At 42.2% G+C, this 23,508-nt stretch carries 15 protein-coding genes and 2 tRNA genes; 11 read left to right on the forward strand and 6 right to left on the reverse strand.

The window, feature by feature from the left end:
• Positions 1 to 7 precede the first annotated feature (7 nt).
• The 4 genes from AAAH86_RS06335 (at position 8) to AAAH86_RS06350 (ending at position 4,299) form a co-directional block, all read left to right on the forward strand.
• Positions 8 to 2,320: a chondroitinase-B domain-containing protein gene (locus AAAH86_RS06335; RefSeq protein ID WP_343486676.1), complete on the forward strand. Its 2,313-nt coding sequence runs from the start codon at positions 8 to 10 to the stop codon at positions 2,318 to 2,320.
• A 32-nt stretch (positions 2,321 to 2,352) separates the two neighbouring features.
• Positions 2,353 to 3,366, forward strand: a complete 1,014-nt coding sequence (locus AAAH86_RS06340) for a sugar kinase (protein WP_343486677.1) — start codon at positions 2,353 to 2,355, stop codon at positions 3,364 to 3,366.
• Between the two features lie 527 nt (positions 3,367 to 3,893).
• The gene (locus AAAH86_RS06345) at positions 3,894 to 4,184 is read left to right on the forward strand and encodes a nucleotidyltransferase family protein (protein ID WP_343486678.1); all 291 of its coding nucleotides are present in this window, start codon (positions 3,894 to 3,896) and stop codon (positions 4,182 to 4,184) included.
• A complete protein-coding gene (locus AAAH86_RS06350; RefSeq protein WP_343486679.1) occupies positions 4,177 to 4,299 on the forward strand; it encodes a hypothetical protein in 123 nt (40 codons plus the stop codon). The genes AAAH86_RS06345 and AAAH86_RS06350 overlap by 8 nt, the downstream gene beginning before the upstream one ends.
• A 532-nt stretch (positions 4,300 to 4,831) precedes the next feature.
• Here AAAH86_RS06350 and AAAH86_RS06355 read toward each other — a convergent pair.
• The 3 genes from AAAH86_RS06355 to AAAH86_RS06365 form a co-directional block, all read right to left on the reverse strand.
• Positions 4,832 to 4,906 (reverse strand) — tRNA-Pro (locus tag AAAH86_RS06355).
• A gap of 133 nt (positions 4,907 to 5,039) precedes the next feature.
• A tRNA-Ser gene (locus AAAH86_RS06360) sits at positions 5,040 to 5,123 on the reverse strand.
• A gap of 109 nt (positions 5,124 to 5,232) precedes the next feature.
• Positions 5,233 to 7,269 (reverse strand): HDIG domain-containing metalloprotein, encoded by a 2,037-nt coding sequence (locus tag AAAH86_RS06365; protein WP_343486680.1) that lies wholly within the window; start codon positions 7,267 to 7,269, stop codon positions 5,233 to 5,235.
• Positions 7,270 to 7,378: 109 nt separating this feature from the next.
• Between AAAH86_RS06365 and AAAH86_RS06370 the strand changes: the two genes are divergently transcribed.
• Positions 7,379 to 8,554 (forward strand): acetyl-CoA C-acyltransferase, encoded by a 1,176-nt coding sequence (locus AAAH86_RS06370; protein ID WP_343486681.1) that lies wholly within the window; start codon positions 7,379 to 7,381, stop codon positions 8,552 to 8,554.
• Positions 8,481 to 9,326 carry an NlpC/P60 family protein gene (locus AAAH86_RS06375; RefSeq protein WP_343486682.1) on the forward strand — a complete coding sequence of 282 codons (846 nt, stop codon included), beginning with the start codon at positions 8,481 to 8,483 and terminating at the stop codon, positions 9,324 to 9,326. The genes AAAH86_RS06370 and AAAH86_RS06375 overlap by 74 nt, the downstream gene beginning before the upstream one ends.
• Before the next feature lie 55 nt (positions 9,327 to 9,381).
• Here AAAH86_RS06375 and AAAH86_RS06380 read toward each other — a convergent pair whose 3' ends face one another.
• Positions 9,382 to 10,626 carry a tetratricopeptide repeat protein gene (locus AAAH86_RS06380; RefSeq protein ID WP_343486683.1) on the reverse strand — a complete coding sequence of 415 codons (1,245 nt, stop codon included), beginning with the start codon at positions 10,624 to 10,626 and terminating at the stop codon, positions 9,382 to 9,384.
• A gap of 28 nt (positions 10,627 to 10,654) precedes the next feature.
• Positions 10,655 to 13,186, reverse strand: coding sequence for a DNA gyrase subunit A (gene gyrA, locus AAAH86_RS06385; protein ID WP_343486684.1), 2,532 nt, complete (start codon positions 13,184 to 13,186; stop codon positions 10,655 to 10,657).
• A gap of 259 nt (positions 13,187 to 13,445) precedes the next feature.
• Between gyrA and AAAH86_RS06390 the strand changes: the two genes are divergently transcribed.
• Both AAAH86_RS06390 and AAAH86_RS06395 read left to right on the forward strand, forming a co-directional pair.
• The gene (locus AAAH86_RS06390; RefSeq protein WP_343486685.1) at positions 13,446 to 15,995 is read left to right on the forward strand and encodes an ATP-dependent Clp protease ATP-binding subunit; all 2,550 of its coding nucleotides are present in this window, start codon (positions 13,446 to 13,448) and stop codon (positions 15,993 to 15,995) included.
• A 209-nt stretch (positions 15,996 to 16,204) separates the two neighbouring features.
• The gene (locus AAAH86_RS06395) at positions 16,205 to 16,621 is read left to right on the forward strand and encodes an STAS/SEC14 domain-containing protein (RefSeq protein ID WP_343486686.1); all 417 of its coding nucleotides are present in this window, start codon (positions 16,205 to 16,207) and stop codon (positions 16,619 to 16,621) included.
• A gap of 3 nt (positions 16,622 to 16,624) precedes the next feature.
• Here the strand turns inward: AAAH86_RS06395 and AAAH86_RS06400 are convergent, their stop codons facing one another.
• Complete coding sequence (locus AAAH86_RS06400; RefSeq protein WP_343486687.1) at positions 16,625 to 18,157, reverse strand: NAD(P)H-hydrate dehydratase; 1,533 nt, start codon at positions 18,155 to 18,157, stop codon at positions 16,625 to 16,627.
• A gap of 395 nt (positions 18,158 to 18,552) precedes the next feature.
• Between AAAH86_RS06400 and thrA the strand changes: the two genes are divergently transcribed.
• The 3 genes from thrA to thrC all read left to right on the forward strand — a co-directional run bounded on the left by thrA (position 18,553) and on the right by thrC (position 23,477).
• Positions 18,553 to 20,997, forward strand: a complete 2,445-nt coding sequence (gene thrA, locus AAAH86_RS06405) for a bifunctional aspartate kinase/homoserine dehydrogenase I (protein WP_343486688.1) — start codon at positions 18,553 to 18,555, stop codon at positions 20,995 to 20,997.
• A 100-nt stretch (positions 20,998 to 21,097) separates the two neighbouring features.
• Positions 21,098 to 22,024, forward strand: a complete 927-nt coding sequence (locus tag AAAH86_RS06410) for a homoserine kinase (protein ID WP_343486689.1) — start codon at positions 21,098 to 21,100, stop codon at positions 22,022 to 22,024.
• A gap of 157 nt (positions 22,025 to 22,181) precedes the next feature.
• Entirely contained in the window at positions 22,182 to 23,477 is a 1,296-nt protein-coding gene (gene thrC / locus AAAH86_RS06415; RefSeq protein WP_343486690.1) for a threonine synthase, read from the forward strand.
• Positions 23,478 to 23,508 lie beyond the last annotated feature (31 nt).

The following is a 23,508-nucleotide window of genomic DNA, read 5'->3' on the forward strand; positions in this document are numbered from 1 at the left end:
AAATGATATGAAATACCTACCACCAGTAATCTTATTGATTGTACTTGTCAGTTGTTCACCAAAAAAAGCAGATACGGAGATTTTAGTTTCAAATGCTGATGAATTGAGCTACGCAATTTCAAATGCCGAACCGGGCACCGAAATCGTCATGGCCAATGGGTCATGGGAAAATGTGCAAATTCGCTTTGTTGCCCAGGGAACGGAAGATAAGCCCGTAACCCTCAGGTCTGAAACCCGAGGCAAAGTGATTATAAAAGGGCAATCAGATTTAAAACTGGGTGGCGAATTTCTAGTGGTAGACGGACTCTATTTCAAAAACGGTGCTTCGCCATCGAATGCTGTTATCGAATACGCCATTAATGAAGATACCCTTGCAAACCATAGTAGGGTTACCAATTGTGTGATACAAGATTTTAATAAAGCACAAAGAAACTATGAGGATCTATGGGTTCGTTTTAGGGGTAGGCAAAACCAGTTGGACCATTGCTACTTAGCAGGAAAATCAAACCGGGGACCAACAATAAGAGTGGATATCGAGGGGAATCAAAGTATCAAAAACCACCACAAAATCGTGAACAATCACTTTGGCCCAAGGCCACCAAAAGGCGGGCCAAGCGCCGAAACAGTCCAATTGGGCAACAGTAGCACCTCAATGTCGCCCAGCAATACTTTGGTTGCCAATAATCTTTTCGAAGAATGTAATGGTGAAGTGGAAATCATTTCCAGTAAGTCCAACTTCAATGAATTTCGAAACAATGTTTTCTATAAAAGCGAGGGGTCTTTGGTGACCCGTCACGGCAATTACTGTACCGTTGATGGCAACTATTTTATCGGAGATGAAGATTCGAACCATATCGGTGGTATACGACTTATAGGAACTGGACATTGGGTGACCAACAACTATTTTTATAACCTGCGAGGGGAGATTTTTAGAGCTCCGCTTGCTATAATGAATGGTATTCGACGGTCTGCCATAAACCGATATATACAAGTCACCGATGTTGTGGTTGCCTATAATACTTGGGTCGATTGCAAATCACCTTGGCAATTTGGTGTAGGTTCAAACGTTGATCAGAAAGACGTGCTTCCACCATCCGAAATTAGGTCAGAAACCCCCATACGAACCCTTATAGCCAACAATGTCATTTACAATACGGATGGAGATGAAACTCCTATTGTACGTTACGACTCCATAAATGGCATAGCTTTCAAAAATAACGTCATCAACAATCAGGGGATGGACTTTAAACGTGTGGAAGGCCTTAAACAGATAGATTTCTCCATGAGTGAGTTGGAAGAAAATATTTGGATACCAGCTTCAAGCTTTCCAGATATCGAAGTCTATCAGGGCTTCGAGTTCAAACAGATTTCGAATGATCTGTTGGGTAATCCTAGAACGGAAACAAATTCCATCGGGGCTATAAATGGAACCAATCCAGAACTGCCAAATATTATGAATCTCTCTTTATATGGTCCTGATTGGTTTGACCCCACTCCTCAAGAAGCAGAGCCTAAAATACATACTGTGGGCACATCTGAAGAATTGGTTGAAGCAGTTACGAATTCCAATGACGGAGATATTATAGAATTGTCCTCAAATCGGTACGAAATAGATTTATCGCTTACAATCGATAAAAAGTTGACCATACATTCAGCTGACATATTACAAAAATCATCAATTGTCTTTATTGGAGATGCCAGTACCCAAGCCTTTGAAATGAATCCGAAAGGCGAGCTTACGCTAAAGGCAGTTAAACTTGTAGGTTCAGGCGAAAACTATGCTTTCGCCAGCCTTAAAGAAAACATGAGCAGTCTTTATAATTTGAAAGTAATCGATTCTGAAATATCAGACTTCGAATATGTGCTGAAAGCCTACAAGCACTCCTTTTCAGAGTTTATAATGTTTAAATCCACGATTATAAAAAACTGCACGAATGGATTGGAATTATCCTCAGAAGATGACGACCGTGGTGAATATAATGCTGAAAATCTGTATGTTATTGACTGTCATTTTGAAAATGTAAACCAAAATGTAATCGATTATTACCGTGGGGGTTATGATGAATCGACGGTAGGGGGCAACTTGATTGTCAAAGGTTCTACATTCAAAAATTGCGGTGCGCATGAAAAAAATGGTGTTTTGATTAACACCTACGGCATAATCAATGTTGACATTTCGGACAATATATTTCAGAACAACAAGGTAAAATTGGTAGCTCGTTTATGGGGAGCGAAGAATAATTCTGAATCCAACAATACCTTGGAAAATTCTGGCCAAATCATAATCGAACAAAACCTGCCATTAAAATTGATGTATTAATAAACCAACCTTTTTTGGTCAAAAAATTCAAAATGAACTCTGTACCTAAAAAAGTAATCACATTTGGCGAAGTAATGATGCGTCTTTCGCCGCCCGGATACGAAAAATTTGCCCAGGCCAACTCATTGGAACTTGTTTACGGTGGAGGCGAAGCCAATGTGGGGATTTCATGCGCCTACCTCGGTATGAAAGCGGCCCATGTGACCCGCTTCCCTGACAATGCTTTGGGAAAAGCAGCCACCCAATTTTTGCGTAAACATTGGTTGAGTACCGAACATGTAATCTTTGGTGACTCCATGATTGGCAAGTATTTTCTCGAAAAAGGAGCTGTGCACCGATCAAGTGAAGTGATTTACGAACGAGAAGGTTCCTCTTTTTCATTGATACAGCCTGAAATGGTCGATTGGGAAAACATTCTCAAAGATGCCGATTGGTTCCATTGGACGGGTATTACCCCGGCCATTTCAAAAGGAGCGGCCTTGTGTTGTCTGGATGCCATTAAAACAGCCAATAAAATGGGCATAAAGGTTTCTGGGGATATCAATTCACGTGATAATATGTGGAAATATGGGGAAACCATGCAGGAAGTCATGCCAGAATTGGTACGACATTGTGACATTGTGATTACCAGCAGCCGTGGTATTCATGAGATGTTCGGACTGAGCAAACCAGGAGATAAATATCGGGTGGCCGCCAAGTTGCTAATGGACAAATTCCCTAAAATTGGAAAAGTAGTGGGAAAAACAAGGAAATCCGTTAGTGCATCCCACCAACAGATATTGGGCAAAATGTGGAATGGTAGAGAGTATCTTAAAACCAAAACATTAAACATTACACCCGTTATCGATCGTGTTGGTACAGGAGACGCCTATGCTGCTGGCCTTATTTATGGGTTGTTGCACTATAATGATGATATGCAAGCCTTGAATTTCGCTTCGGCTGCATGTGCACTTAAACATACTGTACCGGGAGATGTGAATCTGGTTTCGCTGGAAAACGTAACGAGTTTAATGGAAGGGGATACTTCAGGGGCAATCAGGAGATAATGTTTAGGCGATTGAAAGTTCAGAAGATAAGGGTCTTAACTATTAAGTAGAATCTATTTGGTTTCGTAAAACAAACTTTTTATGAGGCTTTTAAAAATTTGATAAAGTAGTAGAAAACCCATGAAAAACAAAAAGAGGGCTTTCGCCCTCTTTTTTAAATACTTGTTGCTTTTAAGAAAAGCGTATTAACTTTAGTCCTGTATGCCTTCGATAATTCCTCCAGCTTTCGTGGCGGTTAAGTATCTTATCAATAATACCGCTATTCTTATTGATGTTTCTCTTTGTATCTTTCATTTTTACTTCTTTTTCTTTAGGTTGTGATGGATGCAACAAACACCCTTATTTACACGGTCTATTTGACGCAAAACCAACCGAAAAATTACATTCTTAAGAGAAGTTTAACCACTTGACCAGACTGATATTTGTGGGAAAGTTATTATTTCTATATCCTTGACTAAAAACCAATTGAAAACTGGGTGTGAATTGAAAAATCGGACACTGGGCAGTTTTTTGATTAAATTAGTATTATGAAATCACTGAATGAGATAAAATCGACATTAGAAGGCAATAGGAGTAATTTATTCCGTTCCTACCACATTAAATTGTTGGCTATCTTTGGTTCATTTGCAAGAAATGAGGAAGATGAAGACAGTGATTTGGACATTCTAGTGGAATTCAATGATAGGATCGGGGTTCGATTTATCGATCTTGCCAATGAGTTGGAAAAGTTGTTTGGATTAAAAGTTGACCTTGTTTCAAAAAAGGGAATCAAAAAGAGATACCTTAAATCCATTGAACAAGATTTGATCTATGTCTAAAAGAGATAACTCCCTTTTACTTCAGGATATGCTTGAGGGAGCAGAAAAAATCTTGAAATATACCTCTGATCTTAACTATGAATCATTTTTGGACAATCCGAATGGCTCCTTTTAATACCTTGATTGATTTATAAAATAAAAAGTTCAAAAACCATATCTGGCTACTCTAACTCGTTCAATCAATAAATTCAAAAGAATATTGGCTTTCAGCCCATATAAGCTTTGCTGTAAAGTGGGGTTTCCAATCGCAGGGTTTTAAAAAACTCTTTCTAAGGATAATATACCACTATAATTTATACAAGGTTCGAATCGGGGTTCCCCGACAACTCCGTAGCAAAAAACCAGTAATCATAGGGGGTTCAAAACAGAATAAAAAAAATAGGCTATGAATTGGTCATATCGGGAGTACTTCAAAAAAATGAAAATAGGAAAAACCCAGACTCCTTTTATTCACTTAGCGGCCAGTAAAATCAGTGCTTTAGATGAATCTTTTGTACTTGCTATGCTAGAGAAGAAGTCAAAATATAGACTACGGATTGGTCATAATCTTAACAGTTCCAAATGGTTCCAGATGGAACCAGCAAAAACGTAAATTGCTGGTTTCCAAATGAAATGCAATCCAGTGGTCCTTAATGGAACCACTTCTGTCGGGGTGGCAGGATTCGAACCTGCGACCTCCTGCTCCCAAAGCAGGCGCGATAACCGGGCTACGCTACACCCCGAAAACAGCTTTCGCTGTAAAATTTCAATATTCAAATTCCAAACCTAAAATAAATTCAGGTTCAGTAGCCCGGTTCCGGGCTTAGTTTATGCCTTGCCTGACACGGTACTACACTCTGAAATGCAAAAAAAATGCGGAGAGACCGGGACTCGAACCCGGGCAGCACTTACGCGCTGACAGATTAGCAATCTGCTCCGTTACCACTCCGGCACCTCTCCTAATATTCTAACAGAACATGCACTTAAAAATGCGGATGCAAAAATACTTTTTCAAAAGTTAGTTAGCAACTTTTTCTGGCTTTTTTGTGAAGTCTCAATAAAGCTCGCTCTATTCAGGATACTCTACCCGCAAATGGTAAATATTGGTCAGTTTCTGTTTCAACACTTTTTTGACCTGTTCAATCTCTTTAAAAGTGATGTTGGCATTCAAAAATTGGCCCGCCTGCATTTGGCCTTTCACTATTTTTTCAACAAAATCATCAATTATGGGGTACGTCGGAGATTTCAAACTCTTTGATGCCGCTTCAACAGCATCTGCCATCATCAAAATGGCCGTTTCTTTTGAAAATGGTATGGGGCCAGGATATCGAAAATCTGATTCTTCTACATCTTCCTCAATTTCTTGCTGTTTCTTGAAGAAATAATACACCAAAGTGGTACCATGATGCGTACGCAAAAAATCAATGACACGATCGGGTATATTGTTCTTTCTCGCAATTTCAATTCCTTTGATGACGTGATCGATGATGATTTTGGCACTTTCCCTCGGAGGAAGATCGTCATGTGGGTTCACATTCGTTGTCTGATTTTCTGTGAAATAGGTAGGCTTTTCCATCTTGCCAATGTCGTGGTACAATGCCCCCACCCTTACCAGCATGGCACTCGCCCCGATTTCATTGGCCGCAGCTTCAGCAAGATTTGCCACTTGCAAAGAATGGTGGAATGTACCTGGGGCCTTGTTCGCCATTTCTTTCAACAGTTTTGAGTTCGTGTCTGACAGCTCCAAAAGCGAAACATCAGAAACCAAACCAAATATTTTTTCATAGAGATAAATCAAAGGCTGGGCAAATAGGGTAATCATACCGTTTAGTAAGAAGATGGCAAAGGTCATCCATTCTATCCCGTTTAAATTTCCTTCGTGTATAATGTGAAAGGCAAAATACCCAACAATGTAAATGAAGGTAATCTGACCTACTGAGATAAAAAGATTGGCCCTGCGGTACATTTCAGAAATGGTCAGAATGGTCACGATACCGGCTATAATCTGTAAAAAGATGTACTCAAAACTATTCGGCACCACAAAACCGAGGATCAAAATGGTGAGCACGTGTACAAAAAGCCCCAATCGGGCATCAAAAAAGTTTTTCAGGATCAGGGGCAGAATACACAGGGGCACTGCATACACGTAGCTTTCATTATTCTTGACCACCATCGTGGTGACAAAGACCATCAAAAGAATATTTGCAAAGATAAAAGTGACCTTGGTGTTGTTTTCATAAATCTTACGACGGTACTTTTTCAAAAACAGAAACAACATGATCAACACCAAGGCGACGAGAATGGTATATCCAAAAAGTATGTAATATTGGTTATCGCCTTTCCAAAGTTCAGATTCATATTCTTCTTTTAAAGAATCGAGCATTTTTAGCTTCTCAGCCTCCACGACTTCTCCTTTGGCGATAATCAGGGCACCTTGTGAAACATTGCCACGGGTAAATGAAATTTTAGATAGTTCATCATCCAATGTTTGTTTGGTAAGTTCATTGTCTACGTAAAGATTTGAAGTAATCAATTCCTTTAAGCTGTTCAACGATGCTTGACCAAATCTTGAGGTATTCTGCTCGAGCAAACGGGCCATTTCACTTTTTACTGTTTCCAAAGTTTTGACCGACTCGGGTGAGACAGTTCTGGCCGCATTGTTTTTGACCAGCTTGATTCTTTTATTATCAGGTTTTTTTGGAAAAATTCCCTCGGAATAAGATTGTTCCAGAAGAGCATCGGCTTGTTCACGAATACTGTTTCTCTGACGGGTACCCAAACCCTGCGAAGAAAGAATTGAGCTCAATCTTTCAGAAAATGATGCCCTGATTTTTTCGCTTTCATCCGAATCAAAAACATAATAATCGGGGTGCTTCGCCCTAATGGATTGGCGTTCCTCAGAAACCTCCTCAGGAGTTTTCTTTATCGAAAAGTCAATTGGTGCGTAAAGGTTCTCGTACTGCCAAGGTTTGCCTTTTTGAAATTCATATTTAAATTTTCCCCCTCGAGGGAAAAAGAAAACAACAAGCCCAATCGACACGAAGTAGAGAATATACTTGTAGATGAGTGATTGGTTTTTATAAATACCGTCAAAGGTTTTGGCCATGTGAACGTGTCTTTTTCAAAAATAGAAAAATATACCGTAGCCGTTGCCCTCTTAGATCGAGGCCTTCTTCTATAAATTCGTATTTTCGCATCAGTAATTTCTAAGGTATATGAGAGAAGTTGTCATCGTTTCTGCTGTGAGAACCCCAATAGGAAGTTTTATGGGTGCTTTGTCATCCTTACCCGCAACTAAACTTGGGGCAATTGCCATTGAAGGGGCGCTTAAAAAAATAAATTTAAAACCTGAGATGGTTCAAGAGGTCTTGATGGGCAATGTGGTGCAAGCTGGTACCGGACAAGCTCCGGCAAGACAGGCTGCCATTTACGCCGGTATACCTGATACTGTGCCCTGCACTACTGTAAACAAGGTATGTGCCTCGGGCATGAAAACAATTGTGCAAGCGGCCCAATCAATAGCTCTTGGCGATAATGAAATTGTAGTCGCAGGTGGTATGGAAAGCATGAGTCAGATTCCCCACTATGTGCACATGCGGCAAGGAACTAAATTTGGCCCTGCCACTCTGATTGATGGCATGCAAAAAGATGGCTTGGTAGACGTATATGACCAAAACGCCATGGGCGTGTGTGCTGATGCATGTGCTGTCAAGCATGATTTTAGCCGTGAGGACCAAGATGCTTTTGCCATTCAATCGTATGAGCGTTCTGCTGCTGCTTGGAAAGATGGCAAGTTCGACAATGAGGTAATTCCTGTTGAAGTACCACAACGTAGGGGAGAGCCCGTAGTGGTTTCTGAGGATGAGGAATTCAAGAACGTTAAAATGGAGAAAATACCTCAACTTCGGCCAGCATTCACAAAAGACGGTACGGTTACCGCTGCCAACGCCTCTACCATTAACGATGGTGCAGCAGCCTTGGTGCTGATGAGTGCCGAAAAAGCAGCGGAACTTGATTTAAAACCCTTGGCCAAGATAAAAGGATATGCCGACGCTGCGCAAGAACCCAAATGGTTCACGACCGCACCCGCTAAAGCCTTACCGAAAGCATTGGATAAAGCCGGTGTTTCAATCAATGACATCGACTTTTTTGAATTCAATGAGGCATTTGCGGTAGTTGGTCTGGCCAATATGAAGCTTCTTGGTCTTTCAGATGATAACGTAAACGTTAACGGTGGCGCCGTTTCTTTAGGCCACCCACTTGGATGTTCTGGGGCACGAATAGCCGTCACCTTACTGCATGTTTTGGAGCAAAACAATGCAAAATTTGGTGCCGCTGCCATTTGTAATGGCGGTGGTGGTGCTTCTGCATTGGTTTTGGAACGAAATTGATATCCCGATTCCTTCCTTGATGCAATTCGGAATTTGTTCTCTCAGTGTCGTACCCGTTAGGCTTTCTCCTGAAGAGGGAGGTCAAATGACGACCCAACTTCTTTATGGTGATTTTTTTAAAATCCTTGAGAAACGAAAGACCCGTAGTAAAATCAGAATTGATTATGATGCTATGGAAGGATGGGTTCTGAACAACCAATACCACCTTTGCTCAAAAGAGGAGTTTGAAGGTCTGACCAATCAAAAAAAGCATAAACATTCTTTTGACTTGGTATCGCATATCTGCAAAAATCAAAACAATTTGATGCCCATCGTATTGGGTTCTGGTCTGGAAACTCTGAAAATTCTTGGACATGCATTTGAAGGAAATTTTAAGAATGGAAAATCCTCTCGCCAAGATTTGGTGCATACCGCACTTTTATATCTGAACGCACCTTTTCTAGAGGGCGGTAAAACCCCATTTGGCATCGATAGTGCCGGCCTTACCCAGATGGTCTATAAAATCAATGGTCTTGCCCTAAAGCGTACTGCCTTTTTACAAGCTGGTCAGGGAGAAGCATTGAGCTTCATTGAAGAGAGCGAACCGGGCGATCTTGCATTTTTTGACGATAAAGAAGGCGTGATAAACCATGTGGGCATTATTTTGAAAGATAATTATATCATTCATGCACACGGCAAGGTGCGCATCGATCGAATTGACCATACAGGCATCTTCAATTCAGAAGAAAAAATCTACTCACACAAATTAAGGGTGATCAAAAAAATCATATAAAAAAGCCCTGATAAAAATCAGGGCTTTTTTAAGGATTAAATTTCTGTTGGGCTTTTTACTCTCCCAATAATTTTTTAACACGCATAAAGTTATCATTGTCACCTAAAGCGCCATAGATATTTTTGAGCTGTGTCAAGATGCCCTCATTGTCAGGGTTCAGTTTTAGGGCATCTTCCAAGACTTTGGCCCCTTCCCTGAACAATTCCTCTTTCTTCTCTTTCAATTCTTCATAGCGAGCGGTATCAGCACGTGAAGTACCCAATGTATTCATTTCATCAATCAATGTGTTGCCTTCGTTCACATACGTGGTGGAAAGATTTAAATAGGCATTTACATAGTTTGGATCTACTGCAAGTGTCTTTTTGTAAGCATCCCTGGCTTCTTCAAGATTGCCCTGCTCCATATTGATAACACCGATATTGTACAAAAGATCAGGATTATCCGGTGCCATTTCAGAGGCTTTTGCCATCAACGCTTTGAAAGTTTCCTTATCGCCCATTGTGTAGTGAAGATTGGCTTTGTTCAAGACAAGATTGACATCATCGGGATTGTTGGCAATGGCGTCATCGTAAGCAGCCAATGCCTCGTCATTCTTACCCTGTTGTTGATAGATCAATGCGATGTTCTTGATGATTTCAGGCTTCTTTGAAGGGGTTCTTTCTTCTTTTGGGTCTTTGTGGGTACCAGCCTTTACATACAAATCCCTAGTTTGTTCATCCATCTCTTCAACCTCACCGCTCTCAACATTCACTGCGGTATATTTTACCCCGCTTCCATCATAGCCAATATCTTTCAACTCGTTATAGTATGTCAATGCGTTGTCATAATCCCCTGCATTAACGGCACTGCTGGCAGCAAAGTAAAGATAGATGGTATCTGATGGACTAAGTTTATAACCCAGGTACAGCTTCTCTGCTGCTTCCTTAAATTTTTTGTTGTTATTGTCTTCTACAGCAGCATTGACCAAATCTGCGGTCATCTGTGACATTTTTTGTTGTGCATCGGTAGAATATTTGGCCTTTCCGCTGGCTTCTTCGATAGACACCACCTTGCCGTAAGCATCAGCTGCATCCTTGAATTCAGACAATTGCGCATGCGCATTACCCTTGATGAAATAATACTGCGCCTGTATTTTTGCGTCAGCGCCATCAATACTTGAAGCGGCGCCTTGAAGGGCGGTTTTGGCAGCTGCGGCATCGCCACCTTTCATGGCTTTTTCAGCAGCCTTCACTTCATTTTTTTGTGAAAATCCAGCCATCGTGATCGTCATGGCTAGAGCTATCAAAATTCTAGTTTTCATTTTAATGTAATTTATTAGTGTTTATTGATTATTCTTTTGTTTCGCTTGTATCGTTATCAAGAGCCATGCCATCTTCTCCTTTCACCTCTATATTGCGGATATCCGTATCGTCAATATCGTCTTCATCTTTCATGACCTTGGCCACTGCGGCGATGGAGTCTCCATCTTTTAAATTGATGAGTTTCACGCCCTGTGTAGCGCGGCCCATCACCCTCAGGTCTTCAACACTCATTCGGATGGCGATACCCGATTTGTTAATAATCATAAGGTCATCTGTATCACTGACATTTTTAATGGCCACCAAACCACCTGTCTTATCGGTAACGGAAATGGTCTTGACCCCTTTTCCGCCCCTATTGGTGACCCTATAGTCATCAATGGTGGATCGTTTGCCGTAACCGTTCTCTGAAACAACCAAGATATCATCTTCAAAATTATGTACCGATATCATACCTATGACTTCATCTTTGTCGTTTGCCAAGGTAATACCCCGTACTCCAGAGGCATTTCGACCCATGGGTCGTGTTTTACTTTCTTCAAATCGGATGGCCTTGCCTGATTTAAGACCCAAAAGTATCTGGCTTGTGCCCGTTGTCAGTTTTGCTTCGAGCAGTTCATCGTCTTCTCTGATGGTAATCGCATTGATGCCGTTCTGGCGGGGTCGTGAATACTGCTCCAAAGAAGTTTTTTTCACCGTGCCTTTCTTGGTCGCCATGATGACGTAATGGCTGTTCACATAGTCTTCATCCTTTAGATCTTGTGTGCAAATAAATGCCTTGACCTTATCCTCTTGTTCGATGTTGATCAAATTTTGAATGGCCCTTCCTTTAGATGTTCTGCTTCCTTCGGGAATTTCAAAGACCCGCATCCAAAAACATTTTCCTTTTTGGGTAAAGAACAACATGTATTGGTGGTTGGTACCCACGAAAAGGTGCTCTAAAAAGTCTTCATTTCGGGTAGAGGATGCTTTTTGCCCCACTCCGCCCCTATTCTGGGTTTTATATTCTGTAAGTGGTGTTCTTTTGATATATCCGGCGTGAGAAATGGTAATTACCACCTGCTCATCAGGTATCATGTCTTCAATGCTTAAATCGCCACCCGCAAAATTAATTTCTGACCTACGATCATCGCCGTACTTTTCCTTGACCTCAAGAAGCTCGTCCTTGATGATTTGCATCCTGCGTTCTTTCTTGTCAAGAATGTCTTTAAGGTCTTCAATGGTCTTCAACAGTTCATCATACTCTTCGCGAAGTTTATCTTGCTCTAGACCCGTCAACTGTCGCAATCGCATCTCGACGATGGCCTTGGCCTGAATTTCGGTCAGCTTGAACCGTTCCATTAAATTTTCGCGCGCCTCCTCTACGTTTGAAGAGGCTCTAATGATCTTTATAACCTCGTCTATATTATCAGAAGCTATGATCAGCCCCTCTAAAATATGCGCCCGGTCCTCAGCTTTTTTAAGCTCATACTTGGTTCGACGAACCACTACCTCATGGCGGTGGTCGACAAAATGAGTGATCAACTCTTTTAAATTCAAGAGTTTTGGCCTGCCATTGACCAGAGCAATATTATTGACACTGAACGACGACTGTAACGCCGTGTACTTGTAAAGGGTGTTCAACACGATATTCGGAATCGCGTCTCGCTTTAAGATATAGACGATTCGCATTCCCTTTCTATCAGATTCATCGCGAATGGCCGAAATGCCCTCAATCTTTTTGTCGTTGACCAAATCGGCGGTTTTCTTAATCATGTCCGCCTTGTTCACCTGATAGGGAATTTCGGTCACAATGATGCATTCTTTGCCCTGAACTTCTTCAAAACTGGCCTTGGCCCGCATAACAACGCGACCCCGGCCGGTGTGAAAGGCCTCTTTGACGCCATCATAACCGTAGATAATGCCACCAGTAGGAAAATCAGGTGCTTTGATGTGCCCGATCAGCTCATCGATTTCTATATCGTTATTTTCGATATAGGCAACCGTACCATCGACTACTTCCGATAGGTTGTGCGGAGGCATGTTTGTTGCCATGCCGACAGCAATTCCCGAGGCGCCGTTGACCAAAAGATTGGGCACTCGCGTAGGCAGTACCGTTGGCTCTTGTAATGAATCATCAAAGTTCAATTGATGGTCAACCGTGTCCTTATCGATATCTGCCAACATTTCATCGGCGATCTTGCGCATTCGGGCCTCGGTGTAACGCATGGCTGCCGGGCTATCGCCATCCACAGAGCCGAAGTTACCCTGACCGTCTATCAACATGTAGCGTAGGCTCCATTCTTGTGCCATTCTGACCATGGTGTCATAGACCGAAGTATCGCCATGGGGGTGGTACTTACCCAAGACCTCACCGACGATACGTGCCGATTTCTTGTGCGAACTACTGGATCGTACCCCAAGCTCGTGCATACCAAAAAGTACCCTACGGTGTACGGGCTTTAAACCATCCCTGACATCAGGTAACGCACGTGACACAATGACCGACATCGAATAGTCGATGTAGGCAGATTTCATTTCATCTTCAATGTTGATCGGAATCAATTTTTCTCCTTCAGCCATACTAAAATCCTATCGATTTTTTGCTTTTAAAATAATGGGGCAATATACGGAAAATAGCCCCTTTTGATAGGGTAATGGGTGACTTTATTAAAAATTTTATCAACACATCTTCAAACTGTGATTTCATCAATTTAAAGGATGGGATTTTCATAAATCGCCTCCTTTTTTCGTGATTTACTCCTTCTTTATCGAATAAGGGTATGGTATTTGACACTTGTTAGATTACTTTTATTAATTTTAATTGCTGAAAAGAGAATTTATGGATGATAATTTTTCACCAAGGGTCAAAGATGTCATTGCTTACAGTAAGGAAGAGGCCCTCAGACTCGGCCACGATTTCATAGGTACCGAGCATCTGATGTTGGGTTTGTTGAGGGATGGCAATGGCAAGGCCATCAACATTTTGGATGCCCTGGATGTTGATCTCGACCATCTACGCCAAAAAGTAGAGATTCTGAGTCCGGCCAACCCAAGTCCGAGTGCCGTACACAAAGACAAGAAGAACCTGCACTTGACCCGCCAAGCTGAACGAGCATTAAAAACAACCTTTTTAGAGGCCAAACTTTTTCAAAGTTCCTCGATCAATACTGCACACCTTTTGTTGTGCATCCTCAGAAATGAAAACGATCCGACGACCAAATTGCTGCACCGCATGAAAGTCGATTACGACAATGTGAAGGAGCAATTCAAGTCGATGATCACCAGTGACGATGATTATGTAGATACACCAAGAGCTGAGTCTTTTCCTGGTGATTCTGATGATGTGGGGGATGGAAAGGAAAGCACCTTCGGGTCTGCAAACCCCCAAAAAGGAAACAAAAAATCAAAGACCCCTGTTCTTGACAACTTCGGTCGCGACCTTACCAAATTGGCAGAGGATAACAAACTAGATCCTGTCGTGGGCCGCGAAAAGGAAATAGAGCGTGTTTCACAAATCTTGAGCCGAAGAAAGAAAAACAACCCATTGTTGATTGGCGAGCCAGGAGTTGGTAAAAGTGCCATTGCCGAAGGATTGGCATTGCGTATCATCAATAAAAAAGTTTCCAGAATACTCTACAACAAGAGGGTGGTCACTTTGGATTTGGCCTCGCTGGTCGCTGGAACGAAATATCGTGGCCAGTTCGAAGAACGGATGAAAGCCGTGATGAACGAGCTCGAAAAGAACGATGACATTATTCTCTTCATTGATGAAATCCACACCATAGTTGGCGCCGGTGGTGCAACAGGAAGCTTGGATGCCTCCAACATGTTCAAACCCGCCTTGGCACGAGGAGAGATACAGTGCATAGGTGCCACCACTTTGGATGAGTACCGACAGTACATCGAAAAAGATGGGGCTCTTGAACGCCGTTTCCAAAAAGTGATGGTCGAGCCCACCACCGTTGAGGAAACGATTGAAATCCTCATGAACATCAAAGGAAAATATGAAGACCACCATAACGTCAACTATACCGACGATGCCATCGTTGCCTGTGTCAAATTGACCAATAGGTACATGACGGATAGGTTTTTGCCAGACAAGGCCATCGACGCCCTTGATGAAGCTGGTTCAAGGGTACACATCATCAATATGGATGTGCCCAAGCAGATTCTAGAGCTTGAACAAAAGCTGGAAGAAGTTCGCGAGTTAAAGAACAGCGTCGTCAAAAAACAAAAATACGAAGAGGCCGCCAAGCTGCGTGATGATGAAAAACGTCTTGAAAAAGACTTAGCGCTTGCCCAAGAACGGTGGGAAGAAGACAGCAAGCAACACCGCGAAACTGTTGATGAAGAGAGCGTTGCCGATGTGGTATCGATGATGAGCGGCATTCCGGTCAATAGAATCGCACAGACCGAAAGCAACAAACTGGCTGAGCTGCCCCAATTGATCAAAGACCATGTCATCGGTCAAGATGAGGCCGTTGCAAAAGTGGCCAAGGCCATACAACGAAACCGTGCGGGACTCAAAGACCCAAACAAGCCCATTGGCTCATTTATTTTCTTAGGTCAAACAGGGGTTGGTAAAACCCAATTGGCCAAGATTTTGGCCAAAGAGCTATTTGATTCTGAAGATGCCCTTATCAGAATTGATATGAGCGAGTATATGGAGAAATTCGCCATCTCGCGATTGGTGGGTGCGCCTCCGGGATATGTGGGCTATGAAGAAGGTGGCCAATTGACAGAAAAGGTCAGAAGAAAGCCCTATTCTGTAGTATTGTTGGATGAGGTTGAAAAAGCGCATCCCGATGTGTTCAATATGTTGCTACAAGTGTTGGATGACGGATATCTTACGGATAGTCTCGGTCGTAAAATCGATTTTAGAAACACCATCATCATCATGACCTCGAACATTGGCGCACGCCAGTTGAAAGACTTTGGCCAAGGGGTTGGTTTCGGCACTGCCGCTAAAAAGGCACAGGCTGACAGCCATACGAAAACTGTTATCGAAAATGCCCTTAAAAAGGCTTTTGCCCCTGAGTTTTTGAACAGAATCGATGATGTGATTGTCTTTAATCCCCTTGAAAGGGAAGACATCCATAAAATCATTGACATTGAACTCGATAAGCTCTTTATGCGCATCAAGGATATTGGTTACGATTTGAAGCTGTCTGAAAAGGCCAAAGACTATATCGCAGAAAAAGGTTTCGATAAGCAATACGGTGCCAGGCCATTGAAGCGGGCCATCCAAAAATACATCGAAGATGCTCTGGCAGAAGAAATCGTGAATTCAAATCTTGAAGAAGGTGATAGCATCACCATGGATCTCGATGAGAAAAAAGATGAGCTTACCATTAAAATAAAGAAGGCCAAAAAGTCTTCTGAAGCATAACCGCTATAAGCAGATAAACGTACTCATTTTATAGGAAGGAAGTCTTTGAAAGGCTTCCTTTTTTTATTCCGCAATATGCAATCTGTACACGATAAATAACCGTTCATACAATAACTGCAGTATATACGATATTTTGACAGTTAATCTAGATTTTTTCTTGGCCGCATTGCGATAACATACATTCGCTTTAGAACACTAGAATTAAGGGAATGAACATCGACTCTCCTAAAAAGACCATCTTGGTCAAGGAATACGGTCTCGATATAGGTACTGTATGCGTATATGATAATTATATGGTATCAACGTTTGACGAGGGCGCAACGCTTACCCTTGAAAGGGCCTATCAAATCATTGGTATTTCAGAGATACATTTTAGAAATCGACCTTTTGGCTATATCAGCATGAGAAAGAATTCTTATGCAATCGATCCAACGGTGTATACGTATCTAAGAGGACTGAAAAACCTCAAAGCTTTCGCCATTGTTTCGAAGAAAGAAATTGACATGCACAATTTCAAGATTGAAAAACTCTTCTACAAAAGAAAAATGGAGTTTTTCATTGAGTACGACAATGCATTGGCATGGGTGAAAAAGAGGATTGCTTACAAGAAAAGACCGAAAAAATAACCATTATTTTTCTTCTGTACCGGGTTGATCGTTTCTGAATAATTCAACATAGGCCTTGCCAACGAACGATATTATCCTTTGGGCGGTCAGGGCTTCATAGCTATTTCCTGAAACTGCGATATCACCTGCCAGGCCATGCAAAAAAGTACCGAAAATTGAAGCCTGTAATGGTGCATACCCCTGCGCCAACAATGATGTGATCATGCCGGTAAGCACATCGCCACTGCCTGCCGTTGCCATTCCTGGGTTACCGGTGGTGTTGACAAAACCCTTGTCTTTATAAACGGTTATGGTGTGTGCCCCTTTGACCACTACCACACAGTCGTACTCTTTTGAAAAGCTTTTGACCTTTTTCAGTTTATCAAAATCATCCTTCCATGGCCCAATAAGCCGTTCCAGTTCCTTGGGGTGTGGTGTCAATACCGCCTGCTTTGGTAGTTTTTCAAGCAATTCTTTCTTTTTGAATAAGATATTGAGCCCATCGGCATCGATGACCAAAGGAAAATCCACGGTATCCAGAAAAGCAGAAAAAGCCTTGATGGCATTTTCTGAGGTACCCATGCCCATACCGATACCGGCCACATCAGGTTTTAGGGGTAAATCAATCCTTGAAACCTCATGTTCATTGGCATCGGTGGCCACCATGGTTTCTGGCAAACCTGTTTGCAGGGGCGTATAGCCGCATTTCGGCACGTAACTGGTCACCAAACCAGCCCCAGTGGTCAGACAGGCCTTGGCCGTAAGATGTACTGCCCCTATTTTACCGTAGCTTCCACCAATGATGGCTGCATGGCCATAAGTGCCTTTGTGGGTGAATTTTTGCCGAGGCCGATAAAACGATTTGACCAGCGGTTTGTCAACCAAGTAAAATTCTGATTCGGTCTGTATGAGATATTCAGCGTCAAGACCGATATCCAAAATTTCCCAATGCTCGGTGAAGTTTCCTGTTTGGGGAAGGAAAAAAATCAATTTGGGAGCTTGAAAACTGAGGGTGACATTTGCTTGTATAACAGCATCGTCATTTTCAGAAATTTTATCCATAAAAAGTCCCGAAGGCACATCCACAGAAAGCATAAAGGCTCGGGTAGCATTCAGATGCTTTATCAGTTCAACGACCCACATATCAGGATTTCTGTTGAGGCCAATGCCAAAAATGGCATCGACAATCAGGTCAGACTCCCCAATTTCGGGCAAACCCGATTTACCGTCCAAGAATTCAGGCCATACTTTTCTTTCTTTGAGCCGATTAAGGTTCAGCAAAAAATCTTTCGAACGCTTTTCACTATAGTTGACCACATAGGCCTTGATCTGATACCCATGCCCGTGCAGATGCCTTGAAAGTGCCAAACCATCACCACCATTATTGCCAATACCACAGAATAGATGAATGGTTATGGGTGCACCCTCCATCTTATCATGAATCCAATGAAAAAGCTGTAATGCAGCACGCTCCATGAGCGCATCGCTTGTAATCTGCTGTTTTTCAATTGTGAATTTGTCAGCTTGGTAGATTTGTTCGGCACTGAATATTTTCATGTTTTTAAAATTTTCAATTATCTGTGAAAATCTATTTAAAAATTTAAGTGCCCATGCGACCACTCGTTGCACTCGTTCTCACATGAATTTATTTTAATCATCGCTCTTTGTGAATTCTTGATTAAAAAAATTCATGTTCGTTTCATCTATTAAAAAAGAGGTTGGGTTGTTGTTGATTTCGTAAAAATTCGGCAAACATTTGAACGACTGTGCAAAAAGGTTACTTTTGAACTTACAAATTAGATGATGCAATTTAAACAATCGGATAGTAACCCACATCTCAAAAATGGTTTGGCAACTGTACCCACAACCATCTTCACGACCCCTTTGGGGTAATGTATCTTATTTTCTCGTATATCTGATTTTCCTTTCTTTTTATTCAATCAAACATCAACATGAAAGTACTCAAATTTGGGGGCACCTCAGTTGCCACCGCTGAAAATATAAAAAGGGTCAAAGAAATTGTGGCCAACACCAATGCAGATAAGACTATCGTGGTTGTGTCTGCACTGGGCGGAGTCACAGATTTATTGCTCAAGTGTCTCGAACTGGCATCAAAACAAGAATTGGGCTACGAAGATGTGCTGGCCGAACTTGAAAACAGGCACATGGTCACCGTAAAAGAATTGATTCCAGTAAAAAATCAAAGTGCTATTTTGGGTAAGGTCAAGGGAGACCTCAATGAATTGCAAACCCTTTTGGAAGGTTCTTTTTTGATAGGTGAAACCACACCAAGATTATCTGATAAGGTGGTCAGTTACGGTGAATTGTTATCGTCATTCATCATTACCGAGCATTTTGCATGTGAGGGTCTGGATGTTGCCCTTAAAGATGGTCGAGAGCTCATCATCACCGATGAAAACCATGGCAGGGCGAATGTGGATGCAAAAACCACCTATGCAAACTGCAAAGACTATTTTGGTAAGGTTAGCGAAAAAATCGTGGTGGTGCCCGGCTTTGTGGCCTCATCAAAAAATGGCAACCATACCACGTTGGGCCGGGGTGGTTCAGACTATACCGCAGCCCTTCTGGCAGCAGCAAACAATGCCTCTGAACTACAGATATGGACGGATGTCAGCGGGATGTATACGGCCAATCCGAAAATGGTAAAACAGGCCAAATGTGTTTCGCAGATCTCGTACGAAGAAGCTATGGAACTCTCGCACTTCGGGGCCAAAGTACTTTATCCACCGACCATACAACCCGTACTCAGCAAGGGCATTCCCATCCGCATCAAAAATACTTTTGCTCCAGAGGATGAAGGTACCCTGATCACCAAAAACCAAAACGGGGCAGGCAAAACTGTGCGGGGCATCAGTCATGTGGGCAACATCACCTTGTTGTCACTGGAAGGTCCCGGCATGGTCGGAGTACCGGGCATTTCAAAACGTTTTTTTGAGACCCTTTCGCAATATGGCATTAGTGTCGTATTGATTACCCAGGCCTCTTCAGAGCATTCCATTTGTGTTGGTATTTCAGACGAAGATGCCAAAATGGCTGAACAAATTGTGAATGAAGCCTTTGCCTACGAAATAGAGACCAAAAAAATCAAGCCCGTGAAGGTCGAGAGCAATATGGCCATTATTGCTCTGGTCGGTGACAACATGAAAAGCCACCAAGGATTGAGCGGTAAAATGTTCAGCACTTTGGGCAGGAATAATGTCAATATCAGAGCCATTGCGCAGGGTGCTTCAGAACGCAATATTTCTGCGGTAATCGATGAAAATGATGTAAAAAAAGCCCTCAATGCCCTTCATGAAGCATTTTTTGAAGAAAATATCAAGCAATTGAACCTGTATGTCATGGGGGTTGGCAATGTAGGTTCTAGGTTCTTGGCGCAAGTTCAGCAACAAAAAAGTTATCTAAAGAAAGAACTGAAGTTGAACCTGCGTGTCATCGGGCTCTCAAACTCCCGCAAAATGGTATTCGATGAAAGTGGCATTTCATTAAAGGAATGGAAGACCGTTTTGGAAAATGGGCAGCAGGCAAATCCCAAAGAGTTTATCGAAACCATTAAAAAGCTGAACTTTCGCAATAGTATTTTTGTGGATAATACCGCCAATGAGACCGTAGCAAAAAGTTATGGTGAATATTTAAGCAACAGTGTCTCGGTCGTGACCTGTAATAAAATTGCCTGTTCATCAGACTTTGGATTGTACAAAGAACTCAAAGAATTGGCGAAGCGCTACAACGCCCCGTTTTTGTTTGAAACAAATGTGGGTGCGGGTTTGCCCATCATCGACACCCTAAAGCACTTGATTGCCTCTGGGGATAAAGTTAACAAGATACAGGCGGTACTTTCGGGAAGTCTGAATTTTGTATTCAATAATTTTAACGACAGTACGACCTTTCACAATGTCGTGAAGCAAGCCAAAGAAGAAGGCTACACAGAACCAGACCCAAAAATCGATTTAAGCGGAATTGATGTCATGCGGAAAATTCTGATTCTGGCCCGTGAAAGTGGCTATCAACTCGATATTGATGACATTCATAACGACCCATTTCTACCAGAGGAAAGTTTAAAGACCAAAACCAATGATGCTTTTTTTGAATCGTTGCAAAAACATGAAAACCATTTTCAAAAAATGTATGAAAAGGCGAATACGAAAGGGTGCAGGCTAAAATATGTGGCCCGTTTTGAAAATGGAAAGGCCGCGGTTGGTCTACAAGAAATCCCTGAAGGGCATGACTTTTATAATTTAGAGGGCAGTGACAATGTCGTTCTATTCCACACCGACCGCTACACAGAACAACCTTTGATCATTAAAGGGGCGGGCGCAGGTGCCGATGTCACGGCATCGGGTATCTTTGCCGATATTATCAGGATTGGAAATTTCTAAAGATGTTTATCCGTTCAAGAGTTTATAAGTTTAAAGGTTGCGATTCCACCTTTGAAGGGGGAGTAAGGGAGATGTATCATCATACAAAAGATTCACTCTCATGAATAGCAATGAAATCAAAGTTTTTTGCCCAGCAACAGTGGCCAATGTTTCCTGCGGATTTGATGTGCTCGGTTTCGCTTTGGATTTGGTCGGTGATGAGATGATCATCAGAAAAACCAGTAATTATGGTATTAAAATTTCCAAAATATCGGGACAAAAATTACCCTTGGAGACCAATAAAAATGTAGCAGGGGTCGCCGGATTGGCTTTTCTGGAAGCTTCCCCGTATTCAGGTGGTTTTGAGATTGAAATCCATAAAAAAATAAAACCGGGCAGTGGCATCGGTAGTAGTGCGGCAAGTTCGGCAGGTGCCGTATGGGGTATGAACGAACTGCTGGGCCGACCGTTTTCAACGCTGCAATTGGTCGAATTTGCCATGCAGGGCGAAAAATTGGCCAGCGATGTGCACCATGCAGATAATGTGGCTCCGGCTCTATTCGGCGGCTTTGCACTGGTGCGAAGCTATAATCCTCTTGATGTGGTCGCCATTCCGACCCCAACCGCACTTTTTGTTACGGTCATCCATCCGCAAATAGAAATCAAGACCTCAGATTCGCGCAAAATTCTGCGCACCACGATTACATTGCAAAAAGGCATCCGTCAGTGGGGCAACCTCGGCGGGCTTATTGCAGGGCTTTACACCGAAGATTATGGTTTGATAAGCCGTTCACTGGAAGACCATATTGTGGAACCTATTCGGTCGATTTTGATTCCGGGATTTGATGAAATCAAAAAAGCTGCGCTTGAATCTGGGGCATTGGGTTGTGGCATCTCAGGTTCTGGGCCTTCCATTTTTGCATTGTCAAAAGGAAAAGCAATAGCTGAAAAAGTTGCCGAGGCAATGGCTGGTGTTTACAAGAATATTGAGATTGATTTTGATGTTCATGTTTCAAAAATCAATGCGGAGGGGATGAAGAAATTATGAAATTAGAAATACGAGGTACGAAATACGAAGTTGATTGAATGAAGCTATATAAAGGAATTTTGAAGACAGAGAATAATTTACTACTCAACCAAAAAGTCAATATGCGGAAGCAAAGGCAAGCTTCTAATTTCTTATTTCGTACCTCTCACTTTTAACTATGAACTTCTACAGTCTCAACAATAGAAACGAAACCGCTACTTTTCAACAGGCCGTAACCCATGGAATCGCTCCTGATAAGGGTTTATATTTTCCAGAGGAAATCAAGCCCTTGCCTACCCTGTTTTTTGAGGAAATTGAAAGGCTTTCGAACAATGAGATTGCCCTTGAGGCCATCCAACAATTTACTGGAGAGGAAATCCCCCCAGAAAAACTAAAAAAAATCTTGGGCCAAGTGCTTGATTTTGATTTTCCAGTAGTAGAAATTGAAGAAAATGTGGCCGTGCTCGAACTGTTCCATGGCCCAACAATGGCCTTTAAAGATGTCGGAGCCCGGTTTATGGCGAACTGTCTCGGTCATTTTTCAAAAGGAAAAGAAAGTGACATCACTGTTTTGGTCGCCACCTCTGGCGATACCGGCGGTGCCGTGGCAAACGGTTTTTTAGGTGTGGAAGGGGTAAATGTCGTCATTTTGTATCCCAGCGGAAAAGTCAGTGAAATTCAAGAAAAGCAATTGACAACTTTAGGCCAAAATATCACGGCTTTAGAGGTTGGCGGTACTTTTGACGATTGCCAACGCATGGTAAAAACCGCTTTTTTAGATGAAGATATCACCTCAAAAAGAGTTTTGACTTCCGCCAATAGTATCAATGTTGCCCGTTGGCTACCACAGCTATTTTATTTTTTGTTTGCCTACAGGCAACTCAAATCAAAAAAGAAGGAAATTGTTTTCTCGGTACCCAGTGGAAATTTTGGAAACATCTGTGCGGGCATGGTTGCACAAAAATTGGGGATGCCGGTCAAGCATTTCATTGCTGCCACCAATGTCAATGGTACCGTTCCTGAATTCATGAGAACGGGAGCATATCATCCGAAGCCATCTTCAGCTACGATATCAAATGCCATGGATGTTGGTGACCCCAGCAATTTTGTGCGCATTCAACAGCTTTATGGCAATGATTTCAATACATTGAAAGAAAACCTGTCCTCTTACTCCTTTACCGACGAGGCAACAAAATTGGCCATGAAAAAACTGTATGACAGGTCAGGGTATATGACCGACCCGCATGGTGCTGTAGGTTATTTGGGATTGAAAAAATACCAAAAAGAGCATCCGCACATTTATGGTGTTTTTTTAGAGACCGCACACCCTGTAAAGTTTTTGCCCGTTGTTGAAGAAACCTTGGGGTTTGCGCCAGAAATCCCACCTCAAATAAAAAAGGTAATGGGAAAAGAAAAAATAGCCCGTAAAATATCTGATTACGAAGAGCTGAAGCAGTTTTTACTAAAAAAGTAACGTATCTCCAAAAGAAACTTTCAACAACAGC

It is taken from the genome of Allomuricauda sp. d1 (assembly GCF_039592695.1).
Lineage (GTDB): Bacteria > Bacteroidota > Bacteroidia > Flavobacteriales > Flavobacteriaceae > Flagellimonas_A.